We start from the raw sequence: 20,371 nt of genomic DNA, 5'->3' as shown, positions 1-20,371 counted from the left end.
TAGCTCTAGCTCTAGCTGCCCCAGCGGGCGATGTGCGGGAGGAGGTTGCTGGCCGCCACGGCCAGGGAGCCCAGCACCACGCCATGGAACACGCAGCCGACGATCACGGTGCGTTTCACCGACCAGCCGGAGTCGGCCGCGAAGGCGCGAGCCAGGTCGTTCTGCAGGCGGCGGGCCGGACCGACGACCGACACGTCGTCGGCGTTGGCGAGCCGCAGTCGCGGCCCCGCGCGCGGCGCAGGAAAGGTGGCGACATGGTCTTCGTGTTCGACTTCGACGATCCGCTGCTTCTGCATGGATGCTCTCCCCGTTTATGAGGTCGAGCTTGCGGCGGCTGTGGATAACAAACCGTGCTCGCCGAGCGTCGTTCGGTTGCGGCGGGGTGTCGCGGCGGTGAACGCCAAAAAGAAAGGGCCGGCTCCTTTCGGAACCGGCCCCGTCCGTTTTCAAGGCGAAGTGCTTAGTAGGTGAAGCGCACGCCCAGCTTGAAGGTCCGGCCGATCAGGCCGGGATAGTGGAAGGTGGTCAGGAAGTTCGGGGCGCTGGCATAGGCGCCCGGCGCGACCGGGGCCTTCTCGTCGAACAGGTTGCCGACGTGGCCGTAGACCTGGACCGAGTCGGTGATCTGCGCCGTGCCGTTCAGGTCGACGTTGACGAACTTCTTGATGTAGCAGAACTTTTCGCCCAGGACCTTGTCGCCGGTCGCATACTGGTTGGCGGTGACGCAATCGGTGCTGGTCCGCTGGTCAGCGGCCACCGACTTGATCTTGCCGACATAGTAGGCGGTCGCCGACAGGCTGTAGCGGCCCCACTCGACCGTGTTCTGCCAGTTGCCGCGCCAGTCGGGCGTACCGTTGCCCGAGGACAGCTGGTATGGGCCCAGCGTGCCGGCGTACTTCTGCACGCCGTTGGACGTGTGCAGGTCGTACTTCAGCACGTGGGTGACTTCGACCCGGCTGGTCAGCTTGGCGTCGAAGGGCAGGTTCGCCTTGGCCGTGGCCGAGAAGTCGACGCCCGCGGTTTTCGAGAAGTCGGCGTTCACGAACGGCGCGTTGATGATCAGCACGCGGGGCAGGGCGGTCGGGAACAGCGGGTCGATCCCGTCGACCAGGTTGCACGAATAGCCCGCGCCCACGGCGGCCACGGCGGCGCAGGCGCTCGTGACGTCCGTGCCGGTATAGTAGGCGTTGCGGGCCTTGGCGAGCAGCGGGCCGGCCACGATCAGGTCCGACTTCTTCACGTCGTAATAGTCGACGGTCAGGCTGAGCCACGGAGTCGGCTCGGCGATCACGCCCAGGGTGAAGCTACGCGACTTTTCCGGCTTCAGGTCCGGGTTGCCGACATAGCCGCCGCCCAGCGAATAGGCCTGGGCGTAGGGGTTGGTGTTGCCGGCCGAGGTCAGGCCGCCGTGGGCGTTCTGGAAGGTCGCCGGCGGCGTGAAGGTCGAGAAGCCGGCATACTGGCTGCGCGCGCCCGATTCCGCGAAGGTCGGAGCGCGGAAGCCCTTCGAATAGGTGCCGCGGAACGCCAGCTGGCGCAGCGGCGTGTACTTGGCGCCGATCTTCGGCGAGAAGTGGCTGAAGCCTTCCGAATAGTGGTCGTAGCGGCCCGAGGCGTTGATCTCGAGTTGGTCCAGCACCGGCGCCAGCACTTCGAAATAGCCGGCGGTGACGGTGTGCTTGCCGAACGCCGAGGAGGTGGTCAGCGAATAGGTGTCCAGCTTGGCGTTCTGGTTGTTGTTGACCAGTTCTTCCTTGCGGACCTGGCCGCCGACGGCCAGCTGCATGGTCCCGCCCGGCAGCTCCCAGAGCTCCTTCGTGATCGAGGCGTCCAGCGAGTACATCGTCGAGTGCGACGGGGTGGTCACGGTCGGCGAGATGAAATCGCGGATGGCCTGGGTGTTGTTGCCCGGGTTCACGAAGTCGTAGCTGCCCGTGTTGATCGACTTCAGCAGGTTGGCGATGTTCAGGTAGCCGTACTGCTCGATCTTCAGGTTGTCGCGAGCGGCGACGGCGTCGACGCGCCAGTTCCAGTCGCCGCCGAAGTCGCCCTTCAGGCCGGCGGTCCCACGGTACACTTCGTTGGTGCGGTCGCTGCCGGCGGGGATGTCGCCGAACAGGTAGTAGAGGCGGGCCGCGCCGTTGGCCGGATCGTTGGCGTAGGTGGTTGCGTACGGGTTGTTCGGATTCAGGCGACGGCCGGCCGCGGCCGGATCGGCGCAGTTGACGCCGGAGGTGCAGATCCAGACCGGCAGGACGATGCCGGGGTTGGTCGACGCCAGGTTCGCCGAACCGCCGAACGGCTGGGTGTTGCGCACGGCGCGCGGCTGGTTCTTGATGCTGACGAAGTCGTACGAGTAGCTGCCAGCGACATAGCCTTCGACGTTCTCGCCCAGCTTGAAGCTCAGGCGGCCGTTCAGCGCATAGCGCTCCTGCTTGGGCTGGATCTGGTTGTAGAGGTCGACCAGGTCGTACTTGCAGCCGACGCCGCGCGAGCCGCCGGTGGTGGCGGTGTAGGTCCCGGCCAGGCAGGTTCCCAGGCCCAGCGACGTGTAGTTGCTGTAGGGCTGGGTGTCCCCCTTGGAGTCGATATAGGTTCCGTCGGCGAAAGGCTGCACGCCGCCCGACAGCGGGTTGTTCAGGTCGCCCTGGGTGGTGCGCACGACGACGGCGGTCGGGGTGGCGGTCGTCAGGCTGCTGTCGGCGGTGTTGTTGTCCAGGCCGCCGATCGGGCGCAGGTCCTGGGTGTTGTAGGGGAAGCCGCGGCTGTGGCTGCTGACGCGGCCGTCCTTCTGGTATTCGCCGTTGACGTAGAAGTTCCAGCCCTTCTCGGCGTAGTCGCCGTAGCCCAGGGTCAGGTCGAAGCGCTGGTGGCGCGCGTCGCGCTCCTGGCTCTGGCCGAATTCGGCGCTGCCCGAGACGCCTTCGAACTGCTTCTTCAGGATCAGGTTGACGACGCCGCCGATGGCGTCGGCGCCGTAGCTCGACGAGGCGCCGTCCTTCAGGACTTCGATGCGGTCGATCAGGCTGAACGGGATGCTGTTGAGGTCGACATAGGCGTTATGGCCGTCGTCGTTGATCGGGAAGTTGGCCGAGCGCAGGCCGTCGACCAGCACCAGGGTCGAGGAGACGCCCAGGCCGCGCAGCGAGACCGCCGAGCCGCCGGCGCTGAAGCCGCTCTGGAAGCCGGTGCCGATCGAGCCGGCGCCGTCGGCCGAGACCGAACGGATCGCGTCCGTGGCCGTCGTCATGCCCGCGCGCTGCAGGGTCTGGGCGGTCATCACGGTGACCGGCGAGGGCGTTTCGGTGTCCGTACGGCGGAACAGCGAGCCGGTGACGACGATTTCCTCGACCTCGGTCTGGTCGGCCGGGGCGGCGGTCTGGGCGGAGGCCTGGCCGGCGCCGAGCGCGGCGACAGCGGCGCCGCAGATCATCGTCGTGGCCATCAGCCGCGCGCGCGTGGGTTTAGTTCTCAAAGTCGGTGACCCCCAAAAATGCAGGCGCGGTTCGTCGCGCCGCGGTGACCTACGGCTTAGCTTTCCTAAGCGTGGTTGCAGAAGGGCTATCGATGCTTGGAACGTTCGGTCAATAGTTGTCGCATTAATGAAATGTAACGTGGTTTTTTTGACACAATCCGACACGAGTTGACCCCTTATGTCTCAGGGGTGAAATGTGAGTTTCAATGCGTGAAATTTCGCGGATTCACGGGGTTTCGGCCGGAACCGGATTTCGCGCAATCCTGAGATGCGCCCTTGAAGGTCGTTTTCAGAGCGCGGTGATTTTGAGCTTCAAGCCCAGGATCGTCGCCAAGGCGCCCGCTCTTTTGGCAGTTTGCTCGCCCAGCAGCAGGTCGGCGTAGCCCGGTTCGGCGGCCAGCAGCAGGTCGCCCTTGTCGATGGCGAGTCGCGACCGGGCCAGCAGGGGCGCGCTACGGCCCGACAGGTCGCAGCCCAGGCGGATGGCGGCGCCGACGGCCCGGGCCCGCTTGAGGCGGCCGGGTGACAGCAGGCGCTCCAGCACGTCCAGCTCCGGCGGCGTGAAGGCCGTGGCGTGGCGGGCGAAGGTGGCGGCGGCCAGGAAGGCCCGCTCGGCGTGGGTCTGGCCGGCGATCGGCGCGCGCAGCACCTGCTCGAACACCAGGTCGGCGCGATGGTCGGGATGCAGGCGGGCGCCCAGGTCGGCCAGGCGGCAGGCGGCCGAAGCCAGGACGGGGTCGCGCTGGTCGAAGCAAGGCGGCAGCTGGGCCAGGGCAGGCGCCAGCCAGGCGTCCAGCGCCGCCCCCAGCTCGTCGGCCACCCCCTGCCGAGCCCCCAGCGAGGCGCAGCCCTCGACCAGCGGGTCCAGCCGGCGCACGCCGGGCGGCATGGCCTCGAACAGCAGGCCCTCGCGCACGCCATAGGCCGAGATCTCGATGCGCTTGAGGTCCAGGCTCTCGATCAGCTGCTCCAGCACCACGGCGGCGTAGGGCAGGGTCTCCGAACGCTTCTTGCTCATGCCTTCGATGCGGTCGAGCGAGCTTTTGGACTGGTGGGCGACCAGGCGCGCGGCGTCCAGGGCCTCGGCCCGGCCGATGCTGTACTGGTGGACCACGTGCAGCGGATAGCCGGCCAGGCGCATGTGCAGCAGGGCCAGGTTGCGCCAGGCGCCGCCCACGGCGTGGAAGACGTCGGTCCTGAAGGCCTGGGCCGCCGGGGCCAGGCGCTGGGCGCACAGCCGGCGCACCTTTTCCAGGTCGAAGCCTTCCGAAAGGCCCAGGCTGAACGGGCCCAGCGGCAGGGTGACGCCAAGACCCGCGCCCGTGGTCTCCAGACGCACCAGCTCCAGGCTGGCCCCGCCCAGGTCGCCGACCACGCCGGTGGCGTCGGGCGCGCCGGCCAGCACGCCCAGCGCGGCGTAGCGGGCTTCTTCCTCGCCCGACAGCACGCGGGTGGCAAAGCCGGTCTCGGCCTTGATCTGCTCGACGAAGGCCGCGCCGTCCTTGGCCTCGCGCACGGCGGCGGTGGCGGCGATGAAGGTCTCGGCCGGCTTGACCGCCTCGAGCACGGCGCGGAAGCGCTTCAGGGCCGCCAGGGTCTGGGCCACGCCCTCGGGATTCAGCCGGCCGCCGTCGCCCAGGTCACGGCCCAGCCCCGCCAGGACCTTCTCGTTGAAGACGGTCCAGATGGCGCGGCCTTCCAGCCGGTACACCACGAGGCGGACCGAGTTGGAGCCGATATCGATAACGGCCGCGTCGCGCGGCGCCGCAAAAGGCATGGGCTTGGTTTAGCGCATTGGGCGGGGAGGGGAAGGCGGCGTGAACAAAAAGCTTTCTCCGCTCCACAGCTCAGCGTTTGAGGCCGACCAGCGGCGCGGGATCGTCCAGGGTTCGGCGGCAGGCGCGCACGCGCCAGCCCGCCGGGCCGTTCTCGTAATAGCAGGACCCGAAGCTGACCGGCCGGCCACCGGCCCGGCGGCCGCCCTTGGTCATGGCGTAGGTCCCGTCCGGGCTGATCAGCAGGTGCTCGATCGGCTTGGCGCGAATGGGGCAGCGGCCCCAGGCGCGGCCGTGGCCCATCACCTGCCAGCCGGGCCCGTAGATCGCGCCCGACCTGAACAGCGCCCGCTCCCGCGCCTTGGCCCAGGCCAGGTCCGCGGCGTCGCCGACCTGGGTGTCGCCGGGAACGGCGGGCAGGGCGAAAATCGCGCAGATCCGCGCCTGCTCGGCCGGACGGGGTCCGCAGGACGCGACGCCCAACGCCGCCAGGACGACGAGCCCCCGCGCCCTCACCCTCGCTTACGCGGTCCCACGTGGTCGAAGGCCTGGGGCAGGTCCTTCACCTTGTGGCCCCGGCCCGACAGGCTGGGATTGGTCATGAAGTATTCGTGGGCCGAGAAGGCGCCCTTGCGGTCCCAGGCCGGGTCGCGGGCGTAGTGGCCCTCGGGGTCGAGGTTCCAGCTCTGGGCCTCGTCGTTGAGGTTGGCGACCATGATCTGGTTCAGCACCTGCTGGTGCACGGTGGGGTTCTCGACCGGCACCAGGCTCTCGACCCGGCGGTCCAGGTTGCGCGGCATCCAGTCGGCCGAGCTGATGAACACCCGGGTCTGGGCGCTGGGCATCGGGCCGCCGTTGGCGAAGGCCACCACCCGGGCGTGCTCCAGGAACCGGCCGACGATCGACTTTACGCGGATGTTCTCCGACAGGCCCTTGATGCCCGGGCGCAGGCAGCAGATGCCGCGCACCACCAGGTCGATCTGCACCCCGTCCTGGCTGGCGCTGTAGAGGGCGTCGATGATCTGCGGGTCGACCACGGCGTTCATCTTGGCCCAGATCGAGGCCGGCTTGCCGTCGCGGGCGTTGCGGGCCTCGGCCGCGATCATGGTCAGCAGGTCCGGCTTCAGCGTCTCGGGCGAGAAGGACAGCTTCTCCAGCCCATGCGGCTGGGCGTAGCCGGTGATGAAGTTGAACAGCTTGCCGCCGTCACGGCCCAGCGCGCCGTCGCACGTAAACAGGGACAGGTCGGTATAAACCCGCGCCGTCTGCGGGTGATAGTTGCCGGTGCCGAAGTGGCAGTAGGTGCGCAGGGCCTCGCCCTCGCGCCGCACCACCACCGACAGCTTGGCGTGGGTCTTCCAGTCGACGAAGCCGAACACCACGTGGACGCCGGCCCGCTCCAGGTCGCGCGCCCACTTCAGGTTATTCTCCTCGTCAAAGCGCGCCTTGATCTCGACCAGGGCGGTGACGTTCTTGCCGTTGTCGGCCGCCTCGATCAGGGCCGCGACGATCGGGCTGTCCTTGGACGTCCGGTACAGGGTCTGCTTGATCGCCAGCACGTTGGGGTCGCGCGCCGCCTGGCGGACGAACTGCACCACCACGTCGAAGCTCTCGAACGGGTGGTGGACCAGGATGTCCTTCTCGCGGATCGCCGCGAAGCAGTCGCCGCCGTGGTCGCGGATGCGCTCGGGGAAGCGGGCGTTGAACGGCTTGAACTTCAGGTCGGGGCGGTCGGGCGGGATCAGCTCGGCCATCTGGGCCAGGCCCAGCTTGCCGTCGACCAGGATCACGTCCTCGGGCTGGGCGCGCAGGCCCTCGATGATGAACTCGCGCAGGTCGTCGGGCATGGTGGTCTGGATCTTGACCCGCACGACGCGGCCCAGCCGGCGCTTCTTCAGCCGCGCCTCGAACTCGCGCACCAGGTCCTCGGCCTCTTCCTCGATCTCCAGGTCGCTGTCGCGGATCAGGCGGAACAGGCCGCGGCCCTCGACCTCGTAGCCGGGGAACAGGTGGCCCAGGAACAGGATGATGAACGACTCCAGCGCCACGATCCGCCGCTCGCGCTTGCGCGTGCTCTTGGCCGGCGCCTGGCTAAGCTCCCAGAACCGCTGCACCTGGCTGGGCACCGGCACCAGGGCGTACAGGTGCTTGTCGTCGGCGATGCGGCGCAGCTTCAGCGCCAGGCAGAAGCCCAGGTTCGGGATGAACGGGAACGGGTGGGCCGGGTCGATGGCCAGGGGCGTCAGCACCGGGAACATCCGGGTCAGGAAGATCTCCTCGGCCCGCTCGCGGTCGGGGCCGACGATGTCCTTGGCGTCCAGCAGCTTGAGGCCCTCGCCCCACAGCTCGGCCCGCACCTCGCGCCAGATCCGCTGCTGCTCGGCCATCAGCTCGGCGGCCGAGGCGTTGATCCGCGCCAGCTGCTCGCCCGGCGTCAGCCCGTCCTGGCTGACTACCCGCACGCCCTCGCGCACCTGGCCCTTCAGGCCGGCCACCCGGACCATGTAGAATTCGTCGAGGTTGTTGGCGCTGATCGACAGGAACCGCAGCCGCTCCAGCAGCGGGTGGCGCGGATTGGCGCTCTCCTCCAGCACCCGCTGGTTGAAGGCCAGCCACGAGGTCTCGCGGTTGAAGAACCGCTCGGGCGAGCCCAGCAGCTCGTCGTCCAGCCGCAATCCCGCCAGGTCCGGCGCGGCCGGCGAGGGCGCGGCGGGCAGGTCGAGGGCGGCGGCGTCGGTCATGGGGGTCTCCGGTCTACTGTGCACAGAGTGACGGAGGGTGGTGACAGGAGCAAGACATTGGGGGCTCGTTGCCTTGTCACCGGCCGAAGACCCCCTCAGTCGCTCCGCGACAGCTCCCCCAGAGGGGGAGCATCGAGCGCGGCGTCGACCAAGATCCTCCCCCTCTGGGGGAGGTGGCCCGGAGGGCCGGAGGGGGGTGCGGCCCCTCAGTCTTCGTCGTCTTCGGGATCTCCGAAATCCAGCACCGCCAGCGCCAGGGCCTTGTTGACCTCGCGGCCCTGCTGGATGGACGCCTCGTCCAGCGCGCTCACCGCCGCCAGGGCCGCCGGCGCCGACCTCGGCAAGCGCGCCATCAGGTAGGGATAGAGGTCCGCCGCCGGCCGGATGCCCGCGGCCTCGAAGCCGCGGCGCAGCACCGCCTCCAGCACCACGTCGTCGGGCTCGGCGATCCGGGCCACGGTCAGGGCGTTGAGCCGCGAGCGCAGGTCGGGGACGCCCGCGTTCCAGGCCACGGGGGCCAGGCGGCCGGTCAGCAGCAGGCTGCCGCCGTCGACCCCGGCCATGTTGATCAGGTGGAACAGGGTCTCGTCGTCGACCCGGTCGCCGTCAGCGCGGCGGTCGGCGTCCTCGACCAGCAGCGGCCGGCCGCGCAGGGCGGCCAGGTCCAGCGGCGCGTGACCGGTGGAGGCCGCCTCGACCACCACGGCCGAGGTCCGCCGCGCCCAGTCGCGCGCCAGGTGCGTCTTGCCCGTCCCCGCCGGCCCGACCAGGGCCAGCCGCCCGTCGGGCCAGGCCGGCCAGGCGTCCAGCCCCTCCAGCGCCTCGGCGTTGGTCGGCGACGACGCGAACGACTCCCGGTCCCAGCGGGGCGGGACGGTCAGCGGCAGTCGGAACTGACGGGGCAAGGCGGCGTCCGGACAGGGTTACTCGGTTATCGGAGATATAGGGCCGGCAAGCGGGCAGGGCGAGGTGGGCGGACGGTTTGGCTGGGGATGAGGGGCGGGGAGGTGTGGATGGGGGCCAGGCTTTCCTCAGACTTCCCCTAACCTCCGTCATTCCCGCCCTTGTGGCGGGAACCTCTCTGTCCGCCGCAAGGGCGGAGGTGTGGCGCGCCAGCGCGCCATTTCGTTTCACCGTCAGCTGAACGAGGGGTTCCCGCCACAAGGGCGGGAATGACGGACGGTGGGGGCTGGCGGCGGGACGCGCTATAGGAGTCACATGACCGCCTCCACCTCCCAAGACCTCGCCGCCTGGCGCGCCCGCATCACCAAGCCCGCCGGGCCGTTGGGCAAGGCCTCGCGGGCCGTGCAGCGGAAGATCAACACGATCATTCCCGAGAAGGTCCACGCCGCGATCACCGCCGCCATGGAGGCCATGACCCGGGCGATCCTGACCGGGGCCGACTTCGCCACGGCGTCTCCGCTCCAAAACGCCACGCTGGAACAGCGCGAGGCCAAGGTCGCCGCCGCGATCCAGGGCTGGAAGACCGCCGCCGGGGCCGAGGGCGGGGTGGCCGGGGCGGGCGGGTTCCTGCTGGCGGCGGCCGACTTCCCGCTGCTGATGAGCTTCAAGCTGAAGCTGCTGTTCGAGATCGCCGCCCTCTACGGCCATGACGGGAGCGTGCTGAGCGAGCGGCTCTATATCCTGCACATCTTCGAGCTGGCCTTCTCGGACGTCGAGCACCGCGTCAAGGTGCTGGAGGCTATGGACGACTGGGACGCGCGCGCCCACCCGGCCGACCTGAAGGGCTTCGACTGGCGGTCGTTCCAGCAGCAGTACCGCGACCACATCGACCTGGCCAAGCTGGCCCAGCTGCTGCCCGTGGTCGGCGCCCCGGTCGGGGCCGTGGTCAACTGGCGGCTGACGGCGCATCTGGGGAAGACGGCGATGATGGCCTATCGGATGCGGTGGGTCGATGAAGCCAAGGGCGCCGCCTCGCACCCTCTCCCAGCGGGAGAGGGAGGGGCCCAAGCGTAGCTTGGGAGGGTGAGGGATTACACCCTATCCGGTTTCACACGGAGTTCGTGCCGGCGCGCCGGCCGGCGGTTTACGCCCTCACCCTCCCACCGCTGCGCGGCGGGCCCCTCCCTCTCCCCACGGGAGAGGGTTCGAAAACGACTTATGCTCGGTGGATAGCAAATAGAGTTCAGCAATTTCAAGGTGTTGAACTTTTTCGACCCGATTTGATCCCCACCTTCCAAACCTACCTTATCCTGACCTCACCTCGTCGCAGGGAAAGGGCGCATGGCCAGCGACCGATGCGGCGGCGGGGGGCGATCGAGCGGGAAGCTCCGTCGGCGGTGTTGTCCGCGTGCGTATGGACAGCATCAAACCTCGCGTCTCTGGAGCCGGTCGGGCCTGGAACACAAAAACGACGTGGCGCGAGGGCTGATTGAGCAACAGGCGGGCGGTGACGCGCTCGCGGTTCAGCGCCGCGGGCTTCCGGATAACGACCGCGCGGAGCGATCGGGCTTCGTCGAAAACGGTATTCATTTTCAAACTCCGGACGATGTCCGGCGCTCCGCGTCCCTTTCCATCAGCTCAGCGGTGATCCGCGTGAGGCGGCCAAGCCATGCATCCAAGATCCTCCCCCTGTGGGGGAGGTGTCGGCGAAGCCGACGGAGGGGGGAGTGATCGGCCGGTGGCCGGACCTACGATCGACGATCCGAAAACGCCCCCCACCGGCCTTCGGCCGCCTCCCCCACAGGGGGAGGGACTTTGCCCCAGAATCCTTGACATCCACGCCCCCCCATGCGCCTTTCCGCGCCTTGCAAATCACGCGTTCCAAAGACTTTTCATGACCTCGACGCACGCCTATCGCACCCATACCTGCGGCGCCCTGCGGGCTTCCGACACCGGTAACGCCGTCCGCCTGTCGGGCTGGATCCACCGCAAGCGCGACCACGGCGGCCTGGTCTTCATCGACCTGCGCGACCATTACGGCCTGACCCAGCTGGTGCTGCACCCCGAGACCCCCGGCTTCGAGGTGGTCGAGCGCCTGCGCGCCGAGAGCGTGATCCGGGTCGACGGCGAGGTGGTGGCCCGTGACGCTTCGGTGGTGAACCCGAACCTGCCGACCGGCGAGATCGAGATCCGCGTCTCGGCCGTCGAGGTGCTGAGCGAGGCCGCCGAGCTGCCGCTGCCGGTGTTCGGCGAGCCGGACTATCCCGAGGAGATCCGCCTCAAGCACCGCTATCTCGACCTGCGCCGCGAGACCCTGCACAGGAACATCGTGCTGCGGTCCAAGGTGATCCAGTCGATCCGCTCGCGGATGTTCGCGCAAGGCTTCAACGAGTTCCAGACCCCGATCCTGACGGCCAGCTCGCCGGAAGGGGCCCGCGACTTCCTGGTGCCCTCGCGCCTGCATCCGGGCAAGTTCTACGCGCTGCCCCAGGCCCCCCAGCAGTTCAAGCAGCTGCTGATGGTCTCGGGCTTCGACCGCTATTTCCAGATCGCCCCGTGCTTCCGCGACGAGGACCTGCGGGCCGACCGCAGCCTGGAATTCTACCAGCTCGACGTCGAGATGAGCTTCGTCACCCAGGAAGACGTGTTCGCGGCCATCGAGCCGGTGATGCACGGGGTGTTCGAGGAGTTCTCGGGCGGTAAGCCGGTGTCGCCAATCGACGGCGTCCATACCTTCACCAACGATTTCGGTTTGAGCATGGAGCACAAGGGCTTCGAGCGCCTGACCTACGCCCAGTCGATGGCCTGGTACGGCAGCGACAAGCCGGACCTGCGCAACCCGATCAAGATGGCCGACGTCTCCGAGCACTTCCGTGACGGCGGTTTTGGCCTGTTCGCCAAGATCCTCGGCGCCGACGCCAAGAACGCCATCTGGGCCATTCCGGCCCCGACCGGCGGCAGCCGCGCCTTCTGCGACCGCATGAACAGCTGGGCCCAGGGCGAGGGCCAGCCGGGCCTGGGCTACGTCTTCTGGTCGGAAGACCAGGGCGGCTGGGGCGGCCCGATCGCCAAGAACCTGGGCGAGCCGGTCCAGGCGCTGATGGAGAGCCTGGGCCTGGGCCAGGGCGACGCGGCCTTCTTCGTGGCCGGCGCCCCGGCGGTGTTCGCCAAGTTCGCGGGTCTCGCCCGCACCCGGATCGGGACCGAGCTGAAGCTGGTCGACGAGAACCAGTTCAAGTTCTGCTGGATCGTCGACTTCCCGATGTTCGAATGGAACGAGGAGGAGAAGAAGGTCGACTTCTCGCACAACCCGTTCTCCATGCCGCAGGGCGGACTGGAGGCCCTGGAGACCCAGGACCCGCTGACCATCCGCGCCTACCAGTACGACATCGTCTGCAACGGCTACGAGCTGTGCTCGGGCGCGATCCGCAATCACAAGCCGGAGATCATGCTCAAGGCCTTCGAGACCGCCGGCTACGGCGCCGAGGTGGTCGAAGCCCAGTTCGGCGGCATGCTCAACGCCTTCCGCTTCGGGGCCCCGCCGCACGGGGGCCTAGCGCCCGGCATCGACCGGATCGTCATGCTGCTGGCCGAGCAGGTCGCCATCCGCGAGGTGATCGCCTTCCCGCTGAACCAGCAGGGCCAGGACCTGCTGATGAACGCCCCGGCCGAGGCCCAGGACAGGCAGTACAAGGAACTGCACATCCGCTCGGCCCCGCCGATCAAGGTGTAGGCCTGGCGCGGTCGGCCCCATACGAAAAAGCCCTCCGGTCCAGCAGGATCGGAGGGCTTCTTTGTCTCGCGGCCGAGGAGGCCTAGTTGTCCAGTTCCCGCGGCGGCTTGGGGGCCTTGGGCGGCCGGGGCGGCGCGGGCGCGGCCCGCAGCGCGGCGGCGGCGCGGGCATGGGCGGCGGCCTCGATCCGGGAGCGGTTGGCCTCGACCTGGGCCCGGGCGGCCTCGGCCTGGGCGCGCTCGAAGCTGGAGCTGACCCGGACACGGACATTGCCGCCCGAGCAGTTGCGAATGCTCAGCCCGCGCGGCAACCGGGTGCCGCCGTCGCCGCAGGCCTCGTCCAGCTGGTCCTGGTCCAGGCCCCGGGCGTTCGACAGGTCGGCCCCGCTGAGATTGGCGTTCGACAGGTCGGCGCCGGCGAAATCGGCCCCGTTGAAGATCGCGCCGCGCAGCATCGAGCCGGTGAACTCGGCGTCGCGGAACGAGGCCCGCTCGAAATTGCCGCCGATCAGGTTGCTGGCGTTCAGCTCGGCCGAGCTGAAATTGGCGCCCTTGGCGTTGACGCCCTGCAGGTTGGCCCCCATCAGCTCGCTGCTCGACAGGTTGGCCCGCTCCAGATTGGCCCCGATCATGATGGCGCCGTGCAGCTCCGACGAGGACAGGTCGACCCTCGGCATGTCCGCGCCTTGGAAATTGGCGCCGCTGCTCTCGATGCCCGACAGGCGGGCGTCGGCGAAATGGGCCCCGACGAAATTGGCGCCGCGCATCTCGGCGCCGCGCAGGTCAGCTCGCGACAGGTCGGCGGCCACGAAGTTGGAGCCGAAGAAGCTGGCCCCGCGCAGGTCGGCGCCGATCAGGTTGGCCTTGGCGTAGTTGGCGCCGGTGAAGCGGGCGCCGGTCAGCTTGCGTCCCGACAGTTCGCAGTTCACGCACGTGCCACCCAGCGAGATCATGCGCGGCACGTCCTTGTCCTCGACCCCGGCATAGGCCTGGTGGGCCATGGCTGACAGGGCGAGCGACAGAGCGGCGACCGTGATCCGCAAGCGGGACATCGAAACCTCCAGACCGGTCAAGATAAGCGACCGTGTGAGTTACGATTTGGGACCGTCGAGGCCCAAGCGCCACTTAAATCGCGGTAATGACGGAAGTTTAACGGCAAGCGGGCACGGAAAGCCCGCGCGGCAAGCGGGTGGACATATCGCCGCAGGCCCGGTTCAGCTGGGCCTGGGTCAGGCCCACGGCGCGGTCCATCTCGGCTCCGGAAAGGTTCGCGCCGGCCAGGGTCGCGCCGCGGAAATTCGCCCCTTCGAGGTAGGCGCCGACCAGGCTGGCGTTGGTCAGGTTAGCCCCCGCAAAGCTGGCGCCGCCGAACACCCCGCCATAGAAATTGACGTCGCGCAGGTCGCCGCCGGCGAAGCTGGTGCGGTTCATCTCGGCCAGGCTGAGATCGGCCTGGCGCAGGCGGGCGCCGGCCAGGTTCCGGCCTTTCAGCACCGCGCCGGAGAGATCGGCCTGGAACAGGTTGCAGCGCGGACAGTTGGCGCCGCCCCGGACCTGGGCGATCTGGCTGGCGTTCTGGGTCATCGCGGGACCGGCGAGGGCCAGCAGGCCGGCGGCGGCGAGGATCGGGAGCAGCGGTTTCATTCTGGCACGCGTCTTTCGGCGGGAACGGCGATCAAGCATGGCCACGCAAGCTTAAGGCCAGGCAAACGGCTAGCCGGCGTCGCTCTCGCCGGGAGCGGCGCCGGCCTGGGTTCCGCAACTGTCGCAGACCACCAGGCCGCCCTTGCGGCTCAGGGCCAGGTCGCCGCAGGCCGGGCAGACGTCGCCGCTAGCGCCGACCGGCCGGGGTTCCTGGTCCCGGCGGCCGCCGAACGGCAGGAACACCAGGTTGTCCGGCGCGGCGCCGCGCGAGAAGCCCTTGGAGATGAACTTGCTGGCGGGCAAGGGTTCGGCCTCGACCTCGCCGTCAGGCGCGCCTTCCCCTCGGCCCAGGCCGTCGGCGTTGAACTCGCCCGGATCGGCGTTGGCCAGATCGTCGCGGCCAAGATACGAGACGCCCAGTTCGCGGAAGATATAGTCGAGGATCGAGGTCGCCGACCGAATGGAGTCGTTGCCGGTCACCGGTCCGGCCGGCTCGAACTTGGTGAAGACATAGGCGTCGACGAACTCGTCCAGGGGCACGCCGTATTGCAGGCCGATCGAGATGGCGATGGCGAAATTGTTCATCAGGCTGCGGAAGGCGGCGCCTTCCTTGTGCATGTCGATGAAGATCTCGCCGACCTCGCCATCCTCGTATTCGCCGGTGTGCAGATACACCTTGTGACCGCCGACCGCGGCCTTCTGGATATAGCCCTTGCGACGGTCGGGCAGCTTGCGGCGAGAGCGGCCGCCGCGCTCGACGACCCGCTCGACCACGCGTTCGACGATCCGTTCCTTGACGGGGGCGGGCGGCGGCGACCCGACAACAGTTTCGGGGCGCGTGGGCTTGGGGGCCTCGGTTTCCTCGGGCAGGGCGAGGACGAAACCCGCCGGGGCGGCGATGCGGTTCAACCGCAGGGCCCGGACGCCAGCGCGGGCGGCGGCGGCTTGCAGGCGGGCGGCGTCCGCGGGGCGAGCGTCGAAGGGCAAGTCCAGCACCGCCGGATTGGCCAGGCAGGTGAAGGTCTCCACGGCGGCCTGCATCGCCAGACGGTCCGCCAAGACCGGGAGTTCGACGGCCGAGAACAGCGCCCGCAGTTCGCCTTCCAGGGCCTCGCAGTCGGACAGGCGGCGCGCGCCCAGGGCGTGGCGCTCGGCCGTCTCGATCTCGGTCTCGGAGAAGCCGGCGAAGGCCAGGGTGTCGAAGTCGGGATCGGCCAACAGGTCGGCGGGAACGCCCAGAACGTCGCTGAGGAAGCCGGCGCCGATCACGGCCGGGGCGAAGGCTGCGCGCAGGTCGTCCGCGTGGCGCAGGGCGTCCTCGGCCAGCTCGATCTCGTGAGCGGTGAAGCCGCGAGCCTGCAGCACCGTGTGGTCGATCGCGGGGGAGTCGGCCAGCGAACCATGACCCATGGCGTGCCGACGGGCGGCGTCGAAGTCGGCGCCCGCTTCGGTCAGGCAAATGTGGCCGGCGGCGCTGAAAGTCGGAACCAGCAAGCCATCGGCGGTCTGGGCGGTCGAGATCGGCGCGGCGGCGGCGGCTGCACCCAAGGGCTTGCCGCCCAGGCGAAGAGCCGCCTCCGGATCGGCGAAGGCGGCGACCAGGCGCGACGAACGCAGGCCGTGCTTGCGAGCCAGGCCGTGGGCGACAGCCAAGGCCGCGGCGGCCTCCGAGGCCAGGGGCGAGCGCAAGGCGGCGGCGCGCACGCGGCGCTCGGCCAGGCTGCGCAACACCGTCTGGCGTTCCTGAGCGAAGGCAGGATCGGCGCCGAGCGCGGCGGCGGCCTCGGCGCTGGCGCTCAGCGCGGCGCCGACCGTCAGGGCCCAGAGCGCCGACGCTGCGTCGCGCCCCAGCTCGCCTGCGGGCGAAAGGCCCTGGGTCAGCAGCCAGTCGCCGACCCCGGCCAGACCGATCTCGGCCGGGCGGTCGCCCCGTTCGATCTCCAGGGCTGTCGCCCACAGGCCCACAACCTGATTGAAACTCGCGGTGTCGAAGGCCTCGCCGTGCTGGAAGGCGGTGACGTCGATCGCGGCGCGAACCGGCGCGCCCCGGGCCAGATTTTCGGCGTCGTCGGGCGACAGGGCCAGCACCAGGGCGCTGGTCTCCCAGCCGACCTGAGCGGCGAAACTGGCGGCTTCGTCCACCGCCGCCACGCCCTGGCGGGAAGCCGAGGCGACGAGCGGGGCTGGGGCCTTCGCGTCCGGCTCGATCAGGCCCGTGCGCGGCGCGCCGGCCAGGGCGATGGCGTCAAGGATCATTCGGTCGTCGGCCCCCAGGTCGCGGGCCCTCCGGGCGGCGCGGCCGAGCGCGCTGTTCTTGGACGGATCGGCGCAGGCCTTGGCGTCGCCATGGCAGCGCTGGACCGCGTCGCCGACCTGGGCCAGGGCGGCGTCGAGCCGAGCGGCGGCCTTGGCGGCCAGACGCGCCGATCGCCAGTGCGCCAGGTGACCTTCGGCGGCGCGCCTGAATTCGATCTCACCGATGTCGGGCAGCCGCAGCGGAGCCATGGCGGTGCTCGCCGGCGACGCCAAGCCCGTCAGCATGGTGGCCAAAAGGGCGTCGCGGAAGGCGCTGGCGTCGGCGGCGTCGCCGAACAGGCCGTCGGACAGACCGGTCTTGGCCAGGTGATCGGCGTAGCGGGCGGGGCCGCCGCCCAGCGGAGCCTCGGCGTCGATCACCCCGTCGTTGCAGTCCCGGGCGGCCCAATCCAGCCACGCCTCGCCCCGGGCGTCCGGCCAATCTTCCGGCGCCAGCACCTCAATGACCGCGTCTGGGCGCTCGATCTCACGCAACGCAAGGCGTGGGGTGGAGGCGGGGTGTCTGGACTGAATGCGCATGGGCGATTCCGCGGTCTGGGCGCCAGGGCGCGCCAAGAATTAGCCATCCTAGATCGCCGAACCCGCCCCTTCAATAGATGTGGGGTTCGGACGCCTCCCGATCCACAAGATGTTGAAGCGGCGTTGGCGCGTCGGATGCTGGACGCTGAGGAGCCGCCGACCTATAGTCCGGCCGCTTCGCAACGCCTCGGCGTTGTCCGAAATCCTCCCAGTTTGGGACCTTTGCGAGATTGGTGCTGACGCGGTGCTGAAAGCGATCTTTACGTGGTGGAACGGCGCGACCATCGGTCAGCGTTTCCACATTAGCCGTCGTGGCGTGTTCGTCGGCCAGGACGATTACGGCAACCGCTACTTCGAGGCCCGCGACAACAGCGACAGCTATGACGACCGCAAGCGCCGCTGGGTCATCTATGACGGCTACGCCGAGGCCTCAAAGGTGCCGCCCGAATGGAGCGGCTGGCTGCACTACACCTTCGACGAGCCGCCGACCGTGGCGCCGCTGAAGCGTCGCGCCTGGGAGAAGGACCACCACCCCAACCTGACCGGCACGATCCATGCCTGGCGTCCAAAGGGCTCACTGGCTCGCGGCGGCGAACGCGCGGTCGCCACCAGCGACTACAAGCCCTGGTCGCCCGAATAGGATGACGGTCCGGCGGTCCTTGGCGGGCGTGACGGCGCTGGTCGTCGCGGGTTCGCTCGCCGGCGGCGGAGCTTGGGCGCTGCAGAACACGCCACAGCAACCGCCAACGGCCCCGGCGCCGCCGACGGCTCCCGCGCCGATCGTCGTGCCACAGCAGTCACGCCCTTCACCCGGACCACGCCCCGCGGCGCAGGCCCCTACGCCTACGACCGCCGCCTCATCGGCCGCGAACGAAACGCCCGCCCCGGCCGCGTCGACGGCCAAATCCGCCGCGACGACGCCGGACAAGCCGGCCGAGCCGCTCAAGCGCGCCCGCTCTTCGGTCGCCATTCTGCAGGCGCTCGACAAGGTCACCACCGAGACCATGCGGTTCGAGGCTCCGGTCGGCCAGCCGATCCGCTACAAGACCCTGATCTTCACGGTCCGCGCCTGCGAAACGACCGCGCCCGACGAGGATGCCCCGGACTCGGTGGCCTATGTCACGGTAGACACCCAGCCCAAGGCCCTGCCAGGCCGCGTGGCGCCGGCCGGGCGCCAGATCTACAAGGGTTGGATGTACGCCAATTCGCCGGGCCTGAACCCCTTGGAACATCCGGTCTACGACGCCTGGCTGATCGCTTGCAAAACGTCGGCCCCGGTGGCGCCGGCCGCAAGTCGGTAGAAATCGGCAGGGGCCGTCCAGGCCCGTCCCAGCCGACGGCGATAGTCGGCGCGCGAGATCTCGATCGTTCCGAACTGTTCGAGATGCTCGGTGATGAACTGGGTGTCCAGCAGGCGATAGTCGCCGACGATCAGCCGGCCGGCCAAGTGGACCAGCGCCACCTTGCTGGCGTCGCGACGGGTCGAGAACATGCTTTCGCCGAAGAAGCAGGCGCCGAACGCCACGCCGTAAAGGCCGCCGACCAAGTCCTCGCCGTCCCAGCACTCGACGCTGTGGGCCAGGCCGCGGGCGAACAGCTGGCCGTAGAGGCGCTGGATCGGATTGTTGATCCAGGTCTCCAGACGTCCTGGCCGGGCGGCGGCGCAAGCCTCGACCACGGCGTCGAAGGCCGTGTCGATACGGATCTCGAACGGTTGGGCCCGAACCGTGCGGGCCAGGCGGCGCGGGACGTGCACGCCGTCCAGCGGCAGCACGCCCCGGCGTTCCGGGTCGATCAGGAAGATGCTCTCGTCGTGGCGGGCGTCCGCCATGGGAAAGACGCCGCGCTCGTAGCAGGCGATGAGATCATCGACCGTGAAGGCGTCGTCCATGGCGTTCCGCCCGACCCTTTGAGCAGGCCTAGCCCTGCGCCTTGATCCAGCGCTCCAGCCAATGGATGTCGTAATCGCCGGCCAGGATGTCGGGTTGCACCAGCAGATCCTGGAACAGCGGGATCGTGGTCTCGATGCCGCCGACGACCATCTCGCCCAGGCAACGGCGCAGGCGCGCGATGCACTCCTCGCGGTCACGGCCATGCACGATCAGCTTGCCGATCAGGCTGTCGTAATAGGGCGGGATCGCATAGCCGGTGTAGATCGCCGAATCCAGCCGTACGCCCAGGCCGCCGGGGGCGTGGAAGTCGGTGATGGTGCCCGGCGAAGGCGTGAAGGTCCGCGCGTTCTCGGCGTTGATCCGGCACTCGATGGCGTGGCCCTCGAACACCACGTCATCCTGGGTGAACGACAGCGGCAGGCCGGCGGCGATGCGGATCTGTTCGCGGACCAGGTCAATGCCGGTGATCGCCTCGGTGACTGGGTGCTCGACCTGCAGGCGGGTGTTCATCTCGATGAAGAAGAACTCGCCATTCTCCCACAGGAACTCGATCGTGCCGACGCCCAGATAACCGATCGCCTTGACGGCATCGACCACGATCTTGCCGATCTTGGCGCGGTCTTCGGCGCCCAGGGCGGGCGAGGGGGCTTCTTCCAGCACCTTCTGGTGACGGCGCTGCAGCGAGCAGTCGCGCTCGCCCAGGTGCACGACGTTGCCGTGGCTGTCGGCGATGACCTGCAGCTCGATGTGGCGCGGCTTCTGGAGATAGCGCTCCATATAGACCGTGTCGTCGCCGAACGCCGCCCGGGCTTCCGAGCGGGCCGTCGAGACGGCTTCGGCCAGATCCTCGCGGGTCTGGGCGACCTTCATGCCGCGGCCGCCGCCGCCGGAGGCGGCCTTGATCAGCACCGGGAAGCCGATCTGCTCGGCGGCCGCAAAGGCCTCTTCCTCGGTCGAGACGCCGCCGTCCGAGCCGGGGACCACCGGAATGCCGGCGTCCTTGACCGCCTGCTTGGCGGTGATCTTGTCGCCCATCATCCGGATGTGTTCCGGCTTGGGCCCGATGAAGGTGTAGCCATGGGCCCCGACGATCTCGGCGAAGCGGGCGTTCTCAGACAGGAAGCCGTAGCCCGGATGGATCGCCTGAGCGCCGGTGATCTCGGCCGCGGCGATAATCGAGGGGATATTCAGATACGACTTTGCGGCCGAAGCCGGGCCGATGCAGACGCTTTCGTCGGCCAGCCGCACCCACATGGAATTGGCGTCAGCTTCGGAATGGACCGCCACGGTGGCGATGCCCATTTCCTTGCAGGCGCGGTGAACCCGAAGCGCGATCTCGCCTCGGTTCGCGATGAGGATCTTGTCAAACATGCC

General features: G+C 69.1%; 15 protein-coding genes. 4 read left to right on the top strand and 11 right to left on the bottom strand.

Features of this window, described 5'->3' with window-relative positions:
• Positions 1-11: 11 nt before the first annotated feature.
• From ASD47_RS02260 to ASD47_RS02235, 6 genes are all read right to left on the bottom strand, one after another.
• Positions 12-296 (bottom strand): hypothetical protein, encoded by a 285-nt coding sequence (locus ASD47_RS02260; protein WP_056750960.1) that lies wholly within the window; start codon positions 294-296, stop codon positions 12-14.
• Positions 297-460: 164 nt separating this feature from the next.
• Positions 461-3,445: a TonB-dependent siderophore receptor gene (locus tag ASD47_RS02255; protein ID WP_235525727.1), complete on the bottom strand. Its 2,985-nt coding sequence runs from the start codon at positions 3,443-3,445 to the stop codon at positions 461-463.
• 319 nt (positions 3,446-3,764) lie between these two features.
• The gene (locus ASD47_RS02250; protein ID WP_056750957.1) at positions 3,765-5,252 is read right to left on the bottom strand and encodes a Ppx/GppA phosphatase family protein; all 1,488 of its coding nucleotides are present in this window, start codon (positions 5,250-5,252) and stop codon (positions 3,765-3,767) included.
• A gap of 70 nt (positions 5,253-5,322) precedes the next feature.
• A complete protein-coding gene (locus tag ASD47_RS02245) occupies positions 5,323-5,766 on the bottom strand; it encodes a hypothetical protein (RefSeq protein ID WP_056750954.1) in 444 nt (147 codons plus the stop codon).
• On the bottom strand, positions 5,763-7,991 hold the full coding sequence (locus ASD47_RS02240; protein ID WP_056750942.1) for an RNA degradosome polyphosphate kinase: 2,229 nt from the start codon (positions 7,989-7,991) through the stop codon (positions 5,763-5,765). The genes ASD47_RS02245 and ASD47_RS02240 overlap by 4 nt, the downstream gene beginning before the upstream one ends.
• A 206-nt stretch (positions 7,992-8,197) precedes the next feature.
• On the bottom strand, positions 8,198-8,896 hold the full coding sequence (locus ASD47_RS02235; RefSeq protein WP_056750940.1) for a hypothetical protein: 699 nt from the start codon (positions 8,894-8,896) through the stop codon (positions 8,198-8,200).
• A gap of 313 nt (positions 8,897-9,209) precedes the next feature.
• On the opposite strand from ASD47_RS02235, the gene ASD47_RS02230 reads away from it, so the two are divergent.
• Both ASD47_RS02230 and aspS read left to right on the top strand, forming a co-directional pair.
• Positions 9,210-9,968 carry an EcsC family protein gene (locus tag ASD47_RS02230; protein WP_056750937.1) on the top strand — a complete coding sequence of 253 codons (759 nt, stop codon included), beginning with the start codon at positions 9,210-9,212 and terminating at the stop codon, positions 9,966-9,968.
• Between the two features lie 820 nt (positions 9,969-10,788).
• Positions 10,789-12,627, top strand: coding sequence for an aspartate--tRNA ligase (gene aspS / locus ASD47_RS02225; protein WP_056750935.1), 1,839 nt, complete (start codon positions 10,789-10,791; stop codon positions 12,625-12,627).
• An 82-nt stretch (positions 12,628-12,709) separates the two neighbouring features.
• Here aspS and ASD47_RS02220 read toward each other — a convergent pair whose 3' ends face one another.
• The 3 genes from ASD47_RS02220 to ASD47_RS02210 all read right to left on the bottom strand — a co-directional run bounded on the left by ASD47_RS02220 (position 12,710) and on the right by ASD47_RS02210 (position 17,105).
• Positions 12,710-13,678: a pentapeptide repeat-containing protein gene (locus ASD47_RS02220; protein WP_056750932.1), complete on the bottom strand. Its 969-nt coding sequence runs from the start codon at positions 13,676-13,678 to the stop codon at positions 12,710-12,712.
• Between the two features lie 97 nt (positions 13,679-13,775).
• Positions 13,776-14,270, bottom strand: coding sequence for a pentapeptide repeat-containing protein (locus tag ASD47_RS02215; RefSeq protein WP_056750929.1), 495 nt, complete (start codon positions 14,268-14,270; stop codon positions 13,776-13,778).
• 69 nt (positions 14,271-14,339) lie between these two features.
• Complete coding sequence (locus tag ASD47_RS02210; protein WP_056750926.1) at positions 14,340-17,105, bottom strand: ribonucleotide reductase; 2,766 nt, start codon at positions 17,103-17,105, stop codon at positions 14,340-14,342.
• Between the two features lie 244 nt (positions 17,106-17,349).
• Here ASD47_RS02210 and ASD47_RS02205 point away from each other — a divergent pair, with 244 nt between their 5' ends.
• Positions 17,350-17,745, top strand: coding sequence for an NADH:ubiquinone oxidoreductase subunit NDUFA12 (locus tag ASD47_RS02205; protein WP_056750923.1), 396 nt, complete (start codon positions 17,350-17,352; stop codon positions 17,743-17,745).
• A 1-nt stretch (position 17,746) separates the two neighbouring features.
• Positions 17,747-18,406, top strand: a complete 660-nt coding sequence (locus tag ASD47_RS02200; protein WP_056750920.1) for a DUF2155 domain-containing protein — start codon at positions 17,747-17,749, stop codon at positions 18,404-18,406.
• Here the strand turns inward: ASD47_RS02200 and aat are convergent.
• A complete protein-coding gene (gene aat / locus ASD47_RS02195; protein ID WP_056750917.1) occupies positions 18,343-18,996 on the bottom strand; it encodes a leucyl/phenylalanyl-tRNA--protein transferase in 654 nt (217 codons plus the stop codon). The genes ASD47_RS02200 and aat overlap by 64 nt on opposite strands.
• A 28-nt stretch (positions 18,997-19,024) precedes the next feature.
• Complete coding sequence (gene accC, locus ASD47_RS02190) at positions 19,025-20,368, bottom strand: acetyl-CoA carboxylase biotin carboxylase subunit (RefSeq protein ID WP_056750915.1); 1,344 nt, start codon at positions 20,366-20,368, stop codon at positions 19,025-19,027.
• Positions 20,369-20,371 lie beyond the last annotated feature (3 nt).

Source organism: Caulobacter sp. Root1472 (assembly GCF_001426985.1).
In the GTDB taxonomy this organism is placed as follows: domain Bacteria; phylum Pseudomonadota; class Alphaproteobacteria; order Caulobacterales; family Caulobacteraceae; genus Caulobacter; species Caulobacter rhizosphaerae.
The sequence above is the reverse complement of the archived record's forward strand: the minus strand, read 5'-3'. Positions and strand labels throughout refer to the sequence as shown.